Source organism: Microbacterium awajiense (assembly GCF_039536545.1).
GTDB classification, from domain to species: domain Bacteria; phylum Actinomycetota; class Actinomycetes; order Actinomycetales; family Microbacteriaceae; genus Microbacterium; species Microbacterium awajiense.
The window spans coordinates 394,855-412,446 of record NZ_BAAAYU010000001.1; the positions used below are offsets into that span (position 1 = coordinate 394,855).

Below are 17,592 nucleotides of genomic sequence, written 5' to 3' on the forward strand. Positions count from 1 at the left end.
TGTGGGTGGAAGCGGTCGCGCGCCGCGCGCGCATCGGACAAGTCTACCGTGCGAGAGACACGACCTCCTCGGCGGCGCGGGCGACATCGTCGTTGACGACACGGAAGTCGAACTCGCCCTGAGCGGCGAGCTCGCGCTTCGCGGTGCGCAGCCGTCGGGCGCGTTCCTCCTCGCCCTCGGTGCCGCGGCCGACCAGACGGTGGACCAGCTCGTCCCAGCTCGGTGGCAGCAGGAAGACGAGCGTCGCCGTCGGCTCCGCCGCCCGCACCTGGCGGGCGCCCTGCAGGTCGATCTCCAGAAGCACGGTCCGGCCTTCGGCCAGTGCGGTGTCGATCGGCGCACGGGGCGTGCCGTACCGATACGCGTTGTGGACGGTCGCGTGCTCGAGCAGCTCGCCCTGGTCCACCATGCGGTCGAACTCCGCGTCGTCGACGAAGAAGTAGTGTTCGCCGTCGTTCTCGCCCGGCCGGGGCGGTCGGGTGGTCGCCGAGACGGACAGGTGGATCTCGGGGTGCTCAGCGGCGATGCGGGCCGCGACGGTGCCCTTGCCGACGGCGGTGGGCCCCGCGAGCACCATGAGACGGCTGCGGCCGTGTCGCGGCTCGAGCCGCGGCCAGCGCTCATCGAGGAACCTCCACAGCGCCGCGCGCTGGCGCGTACCCAGCCCGCCGATGCGCTTGACCGGTGAGATGCCGAGCTCGGCGAGGATGCGATCGCGCTTGCCGTCGCCGATCGCGGGGATCGCGGTCAGGAACTCGGTGATGCGCATGGCGCCTGCGGCCGAGTCGGGGTCCCGCCACGCGCGATCGAGCAGATCCTGCGGAGTGAGCACGCGCATCGCGACGTCCTTCTTCAGCGCGGCCCGCTCTCGGCGGGCGGCGACGGCGCGCCGCGACGCGGCCGCCCGGTCGACGTCGGGCGGCGTGCGGTGGTCAGACATGCACGCCTCCGTATGCCGCCGCGCGGCGGATGATCGCCTCGCGGACTCCTTCGGGGCCCGCGGACAGGATGCTGCGGCTCTCCGCGGCCACCACGAGGTGCGCCGCGGTGCCGAAGCGCGCCTCGAGGTCGCGCGGATCCGCGCCCTGGAAGCCGAAGCCGGGGCCGAGGATCGGCGCCGAGGGTGCGAAAGACGTGAGACCGGCCTCACGCCAGTCCACCGTCGCCCCGATGACGAATCCGAGTGAGGCCCACTCGCCGTCCGGGGTGGTGCGGGCGTTGCGCTCCGACACCTCGCGGATGATCTGGGCCGACACCGTGCGTCCGTCGCCGGCTGTCGCACGCTGCGAGGTCGCGGCATCCGGGTTGCTCGTCGCGGCGAGCACGAACACGCCCTTGCCGTGAGTCTCGGCGAGGGTGAAGGTGCCCTCGAGCGCGCCCGTTCCCAAGAACGGGTTCGCGGTCATCGCGTCGGCCTCGAGCGGCGAGCCGGGGGTGAGCCACGCGGCGGCGTACGCGTCCATCGTCGAGCCGATGTCGCCGCGCTTGGCATCGGCGATCACGAGCAGTCCCGCTTCGCGCGCCGCTCGGATGACGTCCTCGAGCGCCGCATAGCCCTGCGAGCCGTAGGGCTCGAAGAACGAGACCTGCGGCTTGACGATCCCCACCGTCGCGGCGGCGGCATCGACGACGCGCAGCCCGAACTCTCGCGCGCCCGCGGCGGTGGCATCCAGCCCCCACGCGGCGAGCAAGGTCGCATGCGGGTCGATGCCGACGCACAGGCGGCCGCGGGCGTCGATCGCGGCGCGCACGCGCTCGCCGAACGAAACGCTCATTCGCGCTCCTTCCGGTCGAGGGCGTACTCCTGAAGGCTCTTGACCTCGAATCCCTCGCGCAGCACGGGCAGGGCGCTGACCGCGGCGCCGAGCACGGCCATCGTCGTGAACAGCGCCTTGTCGGCGGCGACGGCCGCCGCGCGGATCTCGTAGCCGTCGGCGCGGGCCGTGCCGCCACTCGGAGTATTGACGACCACATCGATCTCACCGGCGTTGATCAGGTCGACCACGTTCGTCTCGTCGGTCTCCTGCGTGTCGGAGAACTTGTTCACCACACGCACCTCGATGCCGTTGCGCGCGAGGATCTCGGCCGTGCCCTCGGTCGCGACCAGTGAGAAGCCGAGCTCCTGCAGGCGGTGGGCGGGCAGGATGACCGCGCGCTTGTCGGCGTCGGCCACCGAGATGAACACGGTGCCCGACTGCGGCATCCCGCCGTACGCGGCCTCCTGCGACTTCGCGAACGCCGTCGGGAAGTCGCGGTCGATGCCCATGACCTCGCCCGTGGAGCGCATTTCGGGCCCGAGCACCGAGTCGACGATGAGGCCGTCGCGCGTGCGGAAGCGCTTGAACGGCAGCACGGCCTCCTTCACCGACACCGGGGCGTCGAGCGGGACGCGGGAGCCGTCGCGCTGGGGCAGCAGACCCTCGTCGCGCAGCTGGGCGATGGTGGCGCCCGCCATGATGCGGCTGGCGGCCTTCGCCAGCGGGATGCCGAGCGCCTTCGACACGAATGGGACGGTGCGGCTCGCGCGCGGGTTCGCCTCGATGACGTAGAGCACGCCGGCGCTGACCGCGAATTGGACGTTGAGCAGACCGCGCACCCCCACTCCTTGGGCGATCGCGCGCGTCGCCTCGCGCACGCGGTCGATCTCGGTGCGGCCCAGGCTCACGGGGGGCAGGGTGCAACTGGAGTCGCCGGAGTGGATGCCGGCCTCCTCGAGGTGCTCCATCACGCCGCCGATGTACAGCTCATCGCCGTCGTAGAGCGCGTCGACGTCGATCTCCACCGCATCGTCGAGGAACCGGTCCACCAGCAGCGGCAGTCCCGGCCCGATGATCGCCTGGTCGGCGATCCGCACGAAGTAGTCGCGCAGAGCGTCGGAGGAGTAGACGATCTCCATGCCTCGGCCACCGAGCACGAAGCTCGGACGGACGAGCACGGGGTAGCCGATCTTCTCGGCCACGGTCACCGCGCCGTCGACGTCGATCGCCGTGCCGTTGCGCGGTGCGACCAGCCCGGCCTCGTCGAGCAGCCGGGCGAACAGCTCGCGCTCCTCGGCGAGGTCGATCGCGTCGGGCTGCGTGCCGAGGATCGTGTAGCCGGCGTCCTGAATGCCTTTCGCCAGGCCGAGCGGGGTCTGTCCGCCGAGCTGGCACACGACGCCGAGGATCTCCCCCGACTGCGCTTCCGCGTGCAGGACCTCCAGGACGTCCTCCAACGTGAGCGGCTCGAAATAGAGGCGATCGCTCGTGTCGTAGTCGGTCGAGACCGTCTCGGGATTGCAGTTGACCATCACGGTCTCGAACCCGGCATCCGACAGCGCGAACGACGCGTGCACGCACGAGTAGTCGAATTCGACGCCCTGCCCGATGCGGTTCGGACCCGAGCCGATGATGACGACCTTCGTACGGTCGGACGGGGTCACCTCGGTCTCGTGGTCGTAGCTCGAGTAGTGGTACGGCGTCAGCGCGGGGAACTCGCCCGCGCACGTGTCGACGGTCTTGTAGACCGGGCGCACGTCGAGACCGTGGCGCACGCCGCGGACCTCGGCCTCCGAGTCGCCGCGCAGCTGCGCGATCTGCGCGTCGCTGAAGCCGTGCTCCTTCGCGATCCGCAGTGTCGCTGCGTCGAGTTCGCCCGCGGTGCGCACGAACTCGGCGACCTCGTTGATGAGCACGATCTGGTCGAGGAACCACGGATCGATCGCGGTCGCGTCGAACAGCTGCGCGACGGTGGCGCCCTTGCGCAGCGCCTGCTGCACCGCGATGATCCGGCCGTCGGTGGGCGTCTTCGCGATGTCGAGGAGCTCGTCGATCGAACGCGGCTCATCGCCCCAGTGGAAGCTGGAACCGCGCTTCTCGAGCGAGCGCAGCGCCTTCTGCAGGGCGGTCGTGAAGTTGCGGCCGATCGCCATGGCCTCGCCGACGGACTTCATGGTCGTCGTCAAAGTGGGGTCGGCGGCCGGGAACTTCTCGAAGTTGAAGCGCGGCACCTTCACGACGACGTAGTCGAGCGTCGGCTCGAAGCTCGCCGGAGTGACCCTCGTGATGTCGTTGGGGATCTCGTCGAGTCGGTAGCCGATCGCGAGTTTCGCCGCGATCTTGGCGATCGGGAATCCGGTCGCCTTCGAGGCGAGCGCCGACGACCGCGAGACGCGCGGGTTCATCTCGATGACGATGATGCGGCCGTCTTCGGGGTTCACCGCGAACTGGATGTTGCAGCCTCCGGTGTCCACACCCACCGCGCGGATGATGTCGATGCCGATGTCGCGCAGCTTCTGGTACTCACGGTCGGTGAGGGTCAGCGACGGTGCCACCGTGATCGAGTCGCCCGTGTGCACGCCCACGGGGTCGACATTCTCGATGGAGCACACAACGACCGTGTTGTCGGCCGTGTCGCGCATGAGCTCGAGCTCGTACTCCTTCCACCCGAGGATCGACTCCTCGAGCAGCACCTCGTGCGTCGGCGAGTCGTGCAGGCCCGCGCCGGCGATCCGCCGCAGATCGGTCTCATCGAACGCGAAGCCCGAGCCGAGCCCGCCCATCGTGAAGCTGGGGCGCACCACGAGCGGATAGCCGAGGTCGGCGGCGCCGGCGAGCACCTCGTCCATGGAATGGCAGATGCGGGATGCCGCGACGTCGGCACCGGCCTCGATGACCAGTTCCTTGAAGACCTGGCGGTCTTCCCCCTTGCGGATCGCATCGACCTTCGCGCCGATGAGCTCGACGTCGTACTTCTCGAGGATGCCGCGATCGTGCAGCGCCATGGCGGCGTTGAGCGCGGTCTGTCCGCCGAGGGTCGGCAGGATCGCGTCGGGCTTCTCCTTGGCGATGATCGTCTCGATGACCTCGGGGGTGATCGGCTCGATGTACGTCGCGTCGGCGAAGTCGGGATCGGTCATGATCGTCGCCGGGTTGGAGTTGACGAGGATGACGCGCACGCCCTCCTCGCGCAGCACGCGGCACGCCTGCGTGCCCGAGTAGTCGAACTCACAGGCCTGCCCGATGACGATCGGGCCCGATCCGATGACGAGGACGCTGTGGATGTCGGTCCGCTTAGGCATTCTCGGAGGTCTCCAGGGTCTCGGCGACCATGTCGCGGAAGCGGTCGAAGAGGTAGTTGGCGTCGTGGGGACCCGCGGCGGCCTCGGGGTGGTACTGCACCGAGAAGGCGGGGATGTCGAGTGCTCGCAGGCCCTCGACGACGTCGTCGTTGAGACCGATGTGGCTCACTTCGACCCGTCCATAGCCGTTCGGGCTGTCGAAGGCACCCTCGCGCGGCGCGTCGACCGCGAAGCCGTGGTTGTGGGCGGTGATCTCGACCCGACCCGTCGCGCGGTCGAGCACGGGCTGGTTGATGCCGCGGTGTCCGAACGGCAGCTTGTAGGTGCCCAGGCCCAGCGCGCGACCGAGCAGCTGGTTGCCGAAGCAGATCCCGAAGAAGGGCAGACCGTCGTCGAGCACCGACCGGAGCAGATCGACGTGGTCGCCCGATGCCGCCGGGTCGCCGGGTCCGTTCGAGTAGAAGACCGCGACCGGCTCGATCGCGCGGATCTGATCGATCGTCGCCGTCTGCGGCAGCACGTGCACGTCGAAGCCGCGTGCGGCGAGGTTGTCGATCGTGGCCTGCTTGACTCCGAGATCGAGCACGGCGAGCGGTCCGAGCCGGTCCCCCGTCGCCGGCGTCACCTCGACGCCTTCGACCGAGACGGCGGCCGACAGGTTCCGCCCCGCCATGGCGGGCGCCTCGCGCACGATCCGCAGCTGCTCTTCGGCGTCGATGGCGGCGGCCTCGCCCGAGAAGATCCCGCCGCGCATGCTGCCGTCGCTGCGGATGCGGCGAGTGATCGAGCGCGTGTCGACTCCGCTGATCCCCACGATGCCGTCGTCGGTGAGGGCGTCGTCGAGCGAGCGATCGGCTCGCCAGTTCGACACGACGCGCGAGGGATCGCGGACCACGTAGCCGGCCACCCAGATGCGGCGCGACTCGGGGTCTTCGTCGTTCATGCCGGTGTTGCCGATGTGCGGCGCTGTCTGCAGCACGATCTGGCCGGCATACGACGGATCGGTCAGCGTCTCCTGGTAGCCGGTCATGCCGGTCGAGAACACCACCTCTCCGACGGTCGTGCCGAGCGCGCCGTAGGCGCGGCCGGGGTGTCGGCTGCCGTCCTCGAGGACGAGCACGGCGGGATCGGCGGTGAAATGCGAGGTCATACGTCGGCTCCGGATGGCGTGGGGAGGATGCCGCTGATCGCATCGGCGAGTGCGCGGGCGGAGGCATCCTGGGGTCTGAGGTAGGTGTCGACGACCTGGTCGGTGAGCGCGCGCCACTCGAGGCGGGTGAGGCCGTCCTGCTCGACGACGCGGTCGATCGCGACGGTGGACTGGCCCACCCCGACGATGCGGTCGCGCGGGATCACGATGCGATCCTGTCCGGGCAGATCGAGCGCGACGCCGACATCGGCGACGGTGATCGTGGCCCGCGAGCGGAACGCCATGCCGGGCGCGGCGATGCGTTCGAGGGGCAGGTCGTGCCGCGTCGTCGCAACGTAGAGTCCGTCGAACACGGCCAGCACGTCGGCACCACCCGGCAGGTCCCCGGTGGGTGCGAACGGACCGGCGTCGCGGCGGGTCCGGCGGATCCAGGCCCACGCGAGCAGCCCCAGGATGACGAAGGTGACCAGGACCATGACCACCAGGGCGCCCTCGCGGGTCATGCGTCCACCCCCGGCCGATCCACGAGGGCACCGTCGGCGACGGTCGGGACGCCGCGGTGGAGGGTCCAGAGCACCTCACCGGGCAGCTCGCGGCCGAGATACGGCGAGTTCACGCTGCGGCCACGAAGGTCGTCCACGTCGAACGCGCGTACCGGCGCCGGGTCGTACAGAGTGAGAGACGCCGGTTGGCCGGCGGTCAGGGGTGTGCCGTGACCGCTGAGTCGTCCGATCCGGGCGGGCTCGCGCGACATGACGCGAGCGACGTCGGCCCACGTGAGCATGCCGGTGTCGACCATCGCGTGCTGCACGACCCGCAGCGCGCTCTCGAGGCCCACCATGCCGTTCGCGGCGGCCGCCCATTCACAGGCCTTCGCCTCGGCGGGATGCGGCGCGTGGTCCGTCGCGACGATGTCGATGGTGCCGTCGGCGAGCCCCTCGCGCACCGCCTGGACGTCCTCGGCACGCCGCAGCGGCGGGTTCACCTTGAACCGCGCGTCGTAGCCGCGCGCGAGCTCGTCGGTCAACAGCAGGTGGTGGGGTGTGACCTCGGCCGTGACGTCCACGCCGCGGCGCTTCGCCCAGCGGATGATGTCGACGGATCCGGCTGTCGACAGGTGGCAGACGTGCAGCCGCGAGCCCACATGCTCTGCCAGAAGCACGTCGCGCGCGATGATCGACTCCTCGGCGACGGCGGGCCAGCCGGTCAGTCCGAGTTCCGCCGAGACCGCGCCCTCGTTCAGCTGCGCGCCCTCGGTGAGTCTCGGATCCTGGGCGTGCTGGGCGACGACGCCGTCGAACGCTTTCACGTATTCCAGCGCCCGCCGCATGATGAGCGGATCCCACACGCAGAAGCCGTCGTCGCTGAACACACGGACCTTCGCCCGCGACTCGGCCATCGCTCCCAGCTCGGCGAGCCGTTCGCCCTTCTGTCCGACGGTGACCGCCCCGATCGGCTGCACGGTCACGTAGCCGGCCTCCTCGCCGAGCGTGAGCACCTGCTCGACGACTCCGGCCGAGTCGGCGACCGGCGACGTGTTCGGCATCGCGAAGACGGCGGTGTACCCGCCGGCGGCGGCGGCGCGGGAGCCGGTGAGCACGGTCTCGGACGCCTCGAAGCCGGGTTCGCGCAGATGGGTGTGCAGGTCGACGAGGCCGGGGAGCGCGACGAGTCCGTCGGCGTCGACGACCGTGGCTCCCGCCCGGTCCAGTCCCGATCCGACGTCGGCGATCAGACCGTCCTCGATGAGGATGTCGGCTGCGCCACCGCCGTCGAGGCGGGCTCCGCGGATGAGCAGGGTGGCGGTCATCGGGGGTCCTCCTCGGTCACGTTCTGCGCGGCATCCGGCCCGGACCCGGCCAGCAGCAGGTACAGCGCCGCCATCCGCACCGAGACGCCGTTGGCCACCTGGTCCAAGACCGTGGAGCGCGCGGAGTCGGCCGCTTCGGCGGAGATCTCCAAGCCGCGGTTCATCGGGCCGGGGTGCATGACCATGCTATCCGCGCTGAGCGCCGCCAGGCGCCGGGCGTCCAGTCCCCAGCGGCGGGAATACTCCCGTTCAGTCGGGAAATATGCGGCATTCATCCGTTCGAGCTGGATGCGCAGCATCATCAGCGCGTGAGGATCCCCCGCGATCGCCTCGTCGAGGTCGAACGTGACCGTCGCCGGCCAGTGCGAGACGTCCTGCGGGACGAGTGTGGGCGGTGCGACGAGGGTCACCTCGGCACCGAGGGTGTGCAGCAGCCACACATTCGAGCGGGCCACGCGCGAATGCAGGATGTCGCCGACGATCGCGACCCGCAGCCCGGCGAGGTCGCGCCCGCGGCTGGCATCGCCGAAGGTGCGCTTGCGGATCGTGAACGCGTCGAGCAGCGCCTGGGTGGGATGCTCGTGCGTGCCGTCACCGGCATTGACGACGCCCGCCGAGATCCATCCGCTCGTGGCCAGGGTCCGTGGCGCACCGGAGGCACCATGGCGGATGACGACCGCGTCCGCGCCCATCGCCTGCAGGGTCTGCGCGGTGTCCTGCAGCGACTCGCCCTTCGAGACGCTCGAGCCCTTCGCCGAGAAGTTGATGACATCGGCCGACAGGCGCTTGGCCGCCGCCTCGAAGGAGATGCGAGTGCGGGTGGAGTCCTCGAAGAAGAGGTTCACGACCGTCCTGCCCCGCAATGCCGGAAGCTTCTTGACTTCACGGCTCTGCGTGTCGGCCATGTCCTCGGCGACATCGAGAATGCGCAGGGCGTCGTCGCGGGACAGCGAGCGCGTGTCGAGCAGGTGCCTCATCCTTCGATCGTCACCTCCTCGGCGCCGTCGACCTCGGTCAGGCGCACGTTGACGCGCTCGTCACGCGAACTCGGCAGGTTCTTGCCGACGAAATCGGGTCTGATCGGCAGTTCGCGGTGCCCGCGGTCGACCAGGATCGCGAGCCGTACCGCCGCCGGACGCCCGACGTCCTGCAGCGCGTCGAGGGCGGCGCGGATGCTGCGGCCGGAGAAGAGCACGTCGTCGACGAGCACGACGACTCTGCCGTCGATGCCGGCGGGTGGGATCTGCGTCGGCTGCGGCGTGCGCGTCGGATTGCGATGCAGATCGTCGCGGTACATCGTCACGTCGATGGCTCCGGTCGGCACCGGTGCGCCGCCGAACCGCTCGAGCAGCCGTGCGATGCGCTGGGCCAGGGTGACGCCGCGGGTGGGGATGCCGAGGACGACCAGTCCGTCAGGGCCCTTGTTCGACTCCAGGATCTCGTGCGAGATCCGGGTCAGGGCCCGGGTGATGTCGGCTTCGGACATGACGGTGCGGGCAGAACCCGTGCGCGTGCTCATCCGCCGCTCCCTTCTCCGCCTCACGGGACGGGGTTAAAGGTTGCTGTGCTGCCCTCCACCCTACCCGTGTCGTCAGTGCGCGGGTGCCGGCTCGGCCGAGACGGCGCGGATCGGATGGCCCTGCGAGGTGAGGCACTTGCCGCTGGCGAGATCCCAGCTCCAGTCGTGCAGCGAGCAGGTCAGCACGCCGTCCTCGATCTTGCCGGTCTTGGTGAGATCGGCGCGCAGGTGGGGGCAGCGGCGCTGCACGATCCAGTCCCCGAGTCGGGCGTCCTCGGTCTGATCCGTCTGTTCGGCGTACCAGTTCTCGACGTACTCGATCCGGTCGCGCGAGAGGCACTTGAGGAAGGTCGTGAGGAACTCGTTGAACTTGCCGCTGCGGCCGACCTCGAATTGCATCGACAGGAAGATCGAGTTCGACCAGTCGATCTCATGGTCGGCGATGTTCGTGGAGACGAGGTCGGCGGGGATCGTGTACCAGTAGATGCACTCCTCCCCGGCGTACTCGCGCACCTTGGCCTTGGGGAAGTCGACGACCATGTCGAGGTCGCCGATGCGGAACCGGACGTTGCCGCCGACGCCGTTGCGGATCGTGCGGGCACGCCGCAGCAGCGGCTCCCACCACTCCTTGATCACGGCCAGCATCTCGTCGGGCGGCAGCACCGGGGCGCGGAGAGCCTCTTCGGCGGCGATCTCGTCCTGACGGCTGTCGCGCTGTTCGGCGAGGTACGCCCACTTGTCGCCGAAGATCCGCTCGATCTCGGCATCGGTGTACAGGGTCTGGGTGACCGACACCTCGCCGCCGACGATGTCGACGACGGTGCCCGGCAGGAACAGGTGCCCCTGCTGCTCGGGACGCTGCTCGGCCATGTGGGCGAGGAACTCTCGCTGGTCCGTGAAGATCGAGTCGTCCTCGAGCCCGGTGCCGTTGTAGCGGAACAGCTCCTCGCGCAGGAACATCGGCGGACCGGCCATCGGGAACACGTGCTCGGCGTCGACCTTCTCGATGTAGTACATCGCGCGCTTGTTCTGCGCGTCGCGCTTGAGCCTGGCGAAGTTCTGCTTCGAATCCTGCGGCAGGTCGTAGACCATAGGCCACCAGATCGCACCGGACACCTGCGTGAAGTATGCCTCGGGCTTCGAGAACGCCATGAGCTTGTCGAGGTCGAGCGGGTGCGAGTCGTTCTGGTTGAGGATGCTGGCCGTGCCGTCGTCGACCGACAGCGACGAGTCGCCGATCGGGCCGTCGCTGGGCGCGCGCAGCGGCGTGACCATCACCTTCAGGTCTCCGAAGTCCAGCGGCACCCCCGCCTCGGTATAGACGATGTTGTCGTAGCCGAGCTTGCGCAGATCCTGCTCGAGGTCGTCGGTCGGGTACTCGGGCAGCAGCACGCGGATGTCCTTGCGCACCACCCGTTCCATCAGAGCCGGGTCGAAGTGGTCGCGGTGGCGGTGTGAGACGTACAGGAAGTCGGCGCTGCCGAAGCGCTCCCAGTCCAGCGCCCGATTGTCGGGGAACGGAAACCACGACCCGAAGAAGGTCGGGCCGATGACGGGGTCGCACAGGATGCTGCCGCCCGCGGTCTCGATGAACATTCCGGCGTGGCCGAGGCCCGTGATGCGCATGCGTCTTTCCTCCGCCCTCGAGTCTAGGCGTGGGATCGCTCAGTCCTCGAACAGCCCGCGGATGTCGTCCGCGGACAGCTCCCGGCTGAACAGTGCGTCGTCGTCCAGGACGGATCGGAACAGTCGCGCCTTGCGTCGCTGGAGCGCCATGACCTTCTCTTCGATGGTCCCGGCCGCGATGAGCCGGTAGACCATCACGGTGCGTTCCTGGCCGATCCGGTGGGCGCGGTCGATCGCCTGCTCCTCCGCCGCCGGGTTCCACCACGGGTCGAGCAGGAAGACGTAGTCCGCCTCGGTGAGCGTGAGTCCGAATCCGCCCGCCTTCAGGCTGATGAGGAACACCGGCGCCTCGCCCGCCCGGAACGTCGCGATGGCCGCATCCCGGTCCTGGGTCGCACCGTCGAGGTAGGCACAGCGGATGCCGCGCTCGTCGAGTCGCGTCGATACGAGGCCGAGGAACGAGGTGAACTGACTGAAGACCAGGACGCGATGCCCCTCGGCGAGCGCCTCGTCGAGCCGTTCGAACAGCGCGGTCAGCTTGCTGGGCTCGATCTCGGTGTCGGCGGGATCGACGAGCCCGGGGGCGAGGCTCAGCAGCCGCAGGAGTGTGAGCGAGCGGAACACGATGAAGCGATTCCGATCGAGGTCGTCCAGCAGACCCAGCACCTTCTGGCGCTCGCGTTGGAGCACTGCGTCGTAGCGGGCGCGGTGGGCCGCGCTGAGCTCGACCGCCAGCTGCTGTTCCTGCTTGGGAGGCAGCTCGGAGGCGACCTGCTCTTTCGTGCGGCGCAGCACCAGCGGACGGATGCGACGCCGCAAGCGGGCGAGCCGACCGGTCCGGAAGCGCGAGCCCTCCTGGTTCTCGGGAACCTTGCCCTTCTCGATCGGCCCGACGTAGTCCTCGCGGAACCGTCGTGCCGAGGGGAACAGGCCGGGGGCCGTCAGCGACAGCAGTGCCCACAGCTCGTTCAGGCTGTTCTCCAGCGGCGTCCCGGTGACAGCGAAGACGACGTCGGCCGTGAGCGACTTCGCCGCGCGGTAGGCCTTCGTCGTGCTGTTCTTCACGAACTGCGCCTCGTCGAGGACGAGGCCTGCCCACGCCACCGCCGAGAACTCCGCATCGTCCAATCGCAGGAGCGTGTACGACGTGACCACGATGTCGGCCGAGCGAACGGCATCCGCGACCGAGCCGCCCCGTTTGGCCCGCGTCGTGTCGATCACCGTGACGCGCAGGTCGGGGGTGAACCGCTCGGCCTCGGCGCGCCACGTCGACAGCACGGACGTGGGCGCGACGACCAGGAAGGGCCGGGTTTCGCCGGTATCGCGCGTGCGCGAGATCATCGCCAGGATCTGCAGGGTCTTGCCGAGACCCATGTCGTCGGCGAGGATCCCACCCAGCCGGTGTTCCCACAGGAAGCACAGCCAGTCGTAGCCGGTCGACTGATACGGCCGCAGTCGTGCGCGGAGGCCGCGCGGCGAAGGCACGTGCGGAACCCCGGCCGCCGTGCGCAGGCCCTCGACGGTGGCGCGCCAGGACACGGCTGACTCCGACTCGTCCGCAAGGTCTTCGAAGTCGGCCCACACATCGGTCTGGTACCGGTGGATGCGCGGTCGGGCCTCCCACTCGGCCAGCTCGCCCGCCTCACCGATGAGGTCCTTGAGCCGCTGCAGGGCGGGATGGGTGAGCGAGAAGTAGGCGCCGTCGCTGAGCATCATCTTCCGCCGACCGAGTGTCAGCGCCGTGAAGAGAGCGGCGAACGGGATGCTGCGGCCGTCGATGGTCACGACGACGCCGAGTTCGAACCAGTCGGGGTCGTCCGACTCGACGGTCGACACCGCGATGCGCGGGTCACCCGCCAGTTCGCGGTAGGCCGGCCGCGTGCCGCGGATCTCGACGGCGATGTCGGGCTCGGCCTCGAGCCGCGGCAGCAGCGTCGTCGCGAACTCGCCCGCGTCGATCCCGCTGACCGTGCCCTGCGCGGCGAACTCGATCGGAGCGGCCCGCTCCCACACCCCGCGCAGTCTGTCGCCGATCTCGCTCTCGGCCCGCGCGTCGCGATCGCCGAGCCGTTCCGCGTACCACTCGTGCCGGTCGGGGCCGTAGCGCCACCGCAGGGTCCACGCCACGCGGTGCCCCGGCTGGAACTCGACCTGCACGGCCGCCACGGGCCGCTCCACCGCCGGGATGACGAAGCCGGGCGCCTCGACGACGGTGGTCCGCGCGATCCGCGGCAGATGGGTCGCCAGAAACTCATCGGCGTCCTCGACGGGAACCGTCACCTCCACGCCCTTCGCGAGCAGCGAAACCACGGGGGGCGTCAACGGCGCCGGCGCGAGCGTGAGTGCGATGCGGTCGCCGTGCGCGACGAAGCGGTACACGCCGGTCGAGCCGATGGGCCTGATGGATGCGGCATCCGTCGGACGCCCGTCGATCTCGATGCGAGGCGTCACGCGCACCGGGCCGTCGTCGCGCTCGACGCGAAGCGCGACCGACCCGGCGGCGGCAACAGCGACCGTCTGTCTTCGCGTGGTGGAGGTCAGCGGGATCCCGGCGGCCTCGGCGCCCGTGAGATGGGCCCACAGCAGACTCGACTCGACCTCGTCGAGGGTGAGCCATTCCGAGACGTCGGTGAAGGTGCCGAACGTGCGCATGTCGCGCGCGATGCTGAACAGTTCTGCGAACCAGCGCGCCTGCCGCGCGTCGTACCGAGCGGTCGGGCGTCGCAGCGTCTCCCACGAGACGTCGCCCTTGATCCACCCACCGGTGCGCGTGCTGCGCTCCAGGGGGCGAAGGCCGACGAGCACATCGGCGCCGTGCCGATGGATGCCGCGGGCCGTCGCGGTCTCGATCCGTACCGGCGACCACGACGAGTCGCTGCGCCGTGTGCGCTGACGCAGTTCGACGCCGAGAGCGAGGGGCGTCGCATCGGCCGTGCCCGAGTCCGGCGTCGCCCCGAGCACGCGACGCCACGCCACGGGCTCCGATCGTGGGGAGTCGGAGCGCGGCGTGGTCACGGCATCCATCATCCCCGGTGCCGGCGACGCCCGGACGGCCGCCTCAGGAAGCTCGGGCGATGCGCGCGAGGATCCCGTGGACGAACGCGCCGGAGTCGTCCGTCGACAGCTCTTTGGCGAGCTCGACGGCCTCGTCGATCGCCACGGCCGAGGGCACTTCGGGGTTGTACAGGATCTCCCACACCGCCACGCGCAGCACGGCGCGGTCGACCGCGGGCATGCGCGCCAGAGACCAGTCTTTCGAGAACGTCGTGATCTGCTCGTCGATCGCGTCGGCGTTGTCGATCACTCCGTCGACGATTTCGCGCGCGTAGAGCCAGGATGCTTCGCGCGAGGGTTCGCTGGCCGCGCGCGCCGCTTCGGCGGCCAGGATGACGGCCGGTTGCTGCCCGCGGACGTCGGCTTGGAACAGGATGTCCAGCGCGCGCTTGCGGGCCTTGGTGCGTGCACTCATCGACGGTGACGTGCCGCGGTCAGTTGACGCGACCGAGGTAGTCGCCCGTCCGGGTGTCCACCTTCACCTTGGTGCCGGTCTCGAGGAACAGCGGCACCTGGATCTCGTAGCCGGTCTCGACGGTCGCCGCCTTGGTGCCCGCCGAGGACCGGTCGCCCTGCAGCCCCGGCTCGGTGTAGGTGATCTCGAGCACGACCGACGCCGGGAGGTCGAGGTACAGCGGGTTGCCGTTGTTCAGGGCGATCGTGACCTGCTGGTTCTCGAGCAGGAAGTTCGCGGCATCGCCCACGGTGGCGGCCGGCACGTTGATCTGGTCGTAGTCGCTCATGTCCATGAACACGAAGCTCTCGCCGTCGTTGTACAGGTATGTGAAGTCGCGGCGGTCGACGTTCTCGATCTCGATCTTCGCGCCCGCGTTGTACGTCTTGTCGACGACCTTGCCCGTCACCACGTTCTTGAGCTTGGTGCGCACGAAGGCGCCGCCCTTGCCGGGCTTGACGTGCTGGAACTCCACGACGCTCCAGAGCTGCCCGTCGATGTTGAGGACGACGCCGTTCTTGATGTCTGCGGTGGATGCCATGGGTGAAGGGGGTCCGTTCGTGAGGGGTCGGAGGGGCCGGCGCCGGTGCGGCTCGACGGCCGACCAGCCATTCTACGGGATGCCGCGAGGCGACCTCGGGCCGTCAGCCGTCGGCCTGCCCGGTGATGACGTCGACGAGACGCGCGACCGCCGCCGCGTACCCGGCGACGCCTTCGCCGACGACGTGCACGAGGGCGACGTCGGCGACGTAGGAGTGGTGGCGGAACGGCTCCCGCGCGCGCACGTCGGAGATGTGCACTTCCGCGACCGGAAGCCCGACCCCCGACAGCGCATCGCGCAGCACCACGGAGGTGTGCGTGAGCCCTCCGGGGTTGATCACGATTCCGGCGCAGTCGTCGCGGGCGTCGTGGATCGCGTCGATGAGCACGCCCTCGTGGTTGCTCTGCACGGCGCGCACCTCGAAGCCGCGCTGCTGAGCGGCATCCCTCGTGATCGCCTCGACATCGGCGAGGGTCGCCGTGCCGTAGACGGCCGGCTCGCGGGTGCCGAGCAGATTGAGGTTCGGTCCGTTGACGAGCAGCAGTCGGCGGGGTGCGGTCACGGGAGAACCCTACTCGGGAGCGGCGGACGAGTGCGCGGCGACGAACTGGGCGGCATTGAACCCGAGTGCCGCCCCCGCGGTGCGATCCCGCCAGAACGCCTCGTCGCGTGCGAGCTCCTCGTCACGCGTGGACAGGAACGCGATCCCGGCGTCGGGGTCGCTCACCGCCTCGATCCGCAGCGCACGCACCTGGCGCCATTCGTGCAGCCGCACGCGGCGAACGGAGACGGAACCGGTCACCGGGCGACGTTGTCCTGCTCGTGGTACTGGGCGAGCAGCTCCCGCTCGCGGTCGCGCTTGGGGAAGGCGAAGAACACGAGCACGGCACCGAGCACGACCGCGACGATCCCCGCCAGGTACGACCAGTCCTGACCCTGCAGGAACGACTCCTTGGCCGCCTGCGTGATCGCATCGGCGTACTGCGGGTACTGCGCCGCGACCGACTCCGCGCTCGCGAAGGACTTCTGCAGCTGGGTCTGCACGTCCGCGCTGATCTGCGACGCGTCGGACGACGCGCTGATCTGCTTGGCGAACGCCGACGCGTAGCCTGCCGTGAGCAGCACGCCGAGCAGCGACTGCATGACCGCGCCGCCGAGATCGCGCTGCAGGTCCGCGGTGCCCGACGCCATGCCGGCCCGCTGGACCGGCACCGCTCCGGTGAGTGAGCGGGATGCGGGCGTGCCGGCGAGGCCCACCCCGGCGCCCACGAACGAGTATCCGAGTGCGATGGCCCAGTACTGCACCCCTTCTTTCCACAGCAGCAGCATCGTGAGGAAGCCGAGCAGCACGCAGGCGTAGCCCAGCAGCAGGGTGAAGCGCGCCCCGTGCGACTCGACGAGCTTGGCCGAACGTGGGGCGAGCAGCACCATGAAGACCGCCGCGGGGAGGATGGCGACACCCGACTCGATCGTCGAGTAGCCCAGGACGTTCTGCAGGAACTGCTGGCCGATGAACATCGCGGCCATGAGCGAGCCGAACACGATGACTCCCGCGCACGCGGCCACCCAGAAGATAGGGCGGGCGGCCACCTTCAGGTCGTAGAGCGGATTGCGGGCGCGCTTCTGGCGCCAGACGAACGCGACCAGGGCGGCGGTGCCGATGATGGCCAGGCTCAGCACGAGCGTGCCCGCGTCGGGGACGCTGGCGAAGTTGATCGCCAGGATGAGAGCGCCCACGAGCAGGGCGGAGAGGATGCCGCCCAGGTTGTCGACCGGGTCGGTCGCCTCGTTGACGTGGCTGGGAACGAGGAACATGATCATGGGGATCGCGAGCAGGATGAGCGGGAGTGTGACCAGGAACACCGACCCCCAGTCGAAGAACTCCAGCAGCGCCCCCGAGACGAGCGGCCCGAGAGCTGAGATGGCGCCGCCGATCGCGGACCACAGCGCGATCGAGCGGGTGCGCGCGGGGCCCGACCACAGGGCGGTGATCAGCGCGAGGGTGGTCGGGTAGGCCATTCCGGCCGCGACGCCGCCGAGGATGCGCGCCAGGATGAGGATCTCGATGGACGGTGCGAACGCGGACATCAGACACACCGGAAGCGACACCAGCACGCCGACCATCAGCATCATCTTGCGGCCGTGGCGGTCGCCCAGCGCGCCGAGCCAGAGGACCGATGCGGCAAGGCCGAGCGAGTAGCCGACCGCGACCAGGTTCAGCTGGGTCTGTGAGGCGTCGAAGGCCGCGCCGATGTCGGGCAGTGCGACGTTGGCCACCGCCATCGGAAGATTGGCGACGGCGGCGACGAGGATGAGCGTCGCGAGCACGGCGCCGGGGTGGGCCAGTTTGGTCGAGTCGGACATGGTCCGTCTCCTCAG

At 69.7% G+C, this 17,592-nt stretch carries 15 protein-coding genes; all 15 read right to left on the reverse strand.

The window, feature by feature from the left end; translation table 11 throughout:
• Window positions 1–43: 43 nt before the first annotated feature.
• Window positions 44–940, reverse strand: coding sequence for a guanylate kinase (gmk, locus tag ABD663_RS01970; RefSeq protein WP_344736171.1), 897 nt, complete (start codon window positions 938–940; stop codon window positions 44–46).
• Complete coding sequence (gene pyrF, locus ABD663_RS01975; protein WP_344736172.1) at window positions 933–1,775, reverse strand: orotidine-5'-phosphate decarboxylase; 843 nt, start codon at window positions 1,773–1,775, stop codon at window positions 933–935. Before pyrF ends, gmk begins: the two co-directional genes overlap by 8 nt.
• Complete coding sequence (gene carB, locus ABD663_RS01980) at window positions 1,772–5,059, reverse strand: carbamoyl-phosphate synthase large subunit (protein WP_344736173.1); 3,288 nt, start codon at window positions 5,057–5,059, stop codon at window positions 1,772–1,774. The genes pyrF and carB overlap by 4 nt, the downstream gene beginning before the upstream one ends.
• A complete protein-coding gene (carA, locus tag ABD663_RS01985; RefSeq protein WP_344736174.1) occupies window positions 5,052–6,209 on the reverse strand; it encodes a glutamine-hydrolyzing carbamoyl-phosphate synthase small subunit in 1,158 nt (385 codons plus the stop codon). Before carA ends, carB begins: the two co-directional genes overlap by 8 nt.
• Window positions 6,206–6,712 (reverse strand): PH-like domain-containing protein, encoded by a 507-nt coding sequence (locus tag ABD663_RS01990; protein ID WP_344736175.1) that lies wholly within the window; start codon window positions 6,710–6,712, stop codon window positions 6,206–6,208. Before ABD663_RS01990 ends, carA begins: the two co-directional genes overlap by 4 nt.
• The gene (locus ABD663_RS01995) at window positions 6,709–8,019 is read right to left on the reverse strand and encodes a dihydroorotase (protein WP_344736176.1); all 1,311 of its coding nucleotides are present in this window, start codon (window positions 8,017–8,019) and stop codon (window positions 6,709–6,711) included. Before ABD663_RS01995 ends, ABD663_RS01990 begins: the two co-directional genes overlap by 4 nt.
• Window positions 8,016–8,996, reverse strand: a complete 981-nt coding sequence (locus ABD663_RS02000; protein ID WP_344736177.1) for an aspartate carbamoyltransferase catalytic subunit — start codon at window positions 8,994–8,996, stop codon at window positions 8,016–8,018. The genes ABD663_RS01995 and ABD663_RS02000 overlap by 4 nt, the downstream gene beginning before the upstream one ends.
• Window positions 8,993–9,538, reverse strand: a complete 546-nt coding sequence (gene pyrR / locus ABD663_RS02005; RefSeq protein ID WP_344736178.1) for a bifunctional pyr operon transcriptional regulator/uracil phosphoribosyltransferase PyrR — start codon at window positions 9,536–9,538, stop codon at window positions 8,993–8,995. Before pyrR ends, ABD663_RS02000 begins: the two co-directional genes overlap by 4 nt.
• A gap of 72 nt (window positions 9,539–9,610) precedes the next feature.
• On the reverse strand, window positions 9,611–11,164 hold the full coding sequence (locus ABD663_RS02010) for a Rieske 2Fe-2S domain-containing protein (RefSeq protein ID WP_344736179.1): 1,554 nt from the start codon (window positions 11,162–11,164) through the stop codon (window positions 9,611–9,613).
• Window positions 11,165–11,203: 39 nt separating this feature from the next.
• Window positions 11,204–14,179 (reverse strand): DEAD/DEAH box helicase, encoded by a 2,976-nt coding sequence (locus ABD663_RS02015; RefSeq protein WP_344736180.1) that lies wholly within the window; start codon window positions 14,177–14,179, stop codon window positions 11,204–11,206.
• Window positions 14,180–14,222: 43 nt separating this feature from the next.
• Window positions 14,223–14,633 carry a transcription antitermination factor NusB gene (gene nusB, locus ABD663_RS02020; RefSeq protein ID WP_344736181.1) on the reverse strand — a complete coding sequence of 137 codons (411 nt, stop codon included), beginning with the start codon at window positions 14,631–14,633 and terminating at the stop codon, window positions 14,223–14,225.
• Window positions 14,634–14,652: 19 nt separating this feature from the next.
• Entirely contained in the window at window positions 14,653–15,213 is a 561-nt protein-coding gene (efp, locus tag ABD663_RS02025) for an elongation factor P (RefSeq protein ID WP_344736182.1), read from the reverse strand.
• A gap of 103 nt (window positions 15,214–15,316) precedes the next feature.
• On the reverse strand, window positions 15,317–15,775 hold the full coding sequence (aroQ, locus tag ABD663_RS02030) for a type II 3-dehydroquinate dehydratase (RefSeq protein ID WP_344736183.1): 459 nt from the start codon (window positions 15,773–15,775) through the stop codon (window positions 15,317–15,319).
• A 9-nt stretch (window positions 15,776–15,784) separates the two neighbouring features.
• Window positions 15,785–16,015: a hypothetical protein gene (locus ABD663_RS02035; protein WP_344736184.1), complete on the reverse strand. Its 231-nt coding sequence runs from the start codon at window positions 16,013–16,015 to the stop codon at window positions 15,785–15,787.
• The gene (locus tag ABD663_RS02040) at window positions 16,012–17,577 is read right to left on the reverse strand and encodes an MFS transporter (RefSeq protein WP_344736185.1); all 1,566 of its coding nucleotides are present in this window, start codon (window positions 17,575–17,577) and stop codon (window positions 16,012–16,014) included. The genes ABD663_RS02035 and ABD663_RS02040 overlap by 4 nt, the downstream gene beginning before the upstream one ends.
• Window positions 17,578–17,592 lie beyond the last annotated feature (15 nt).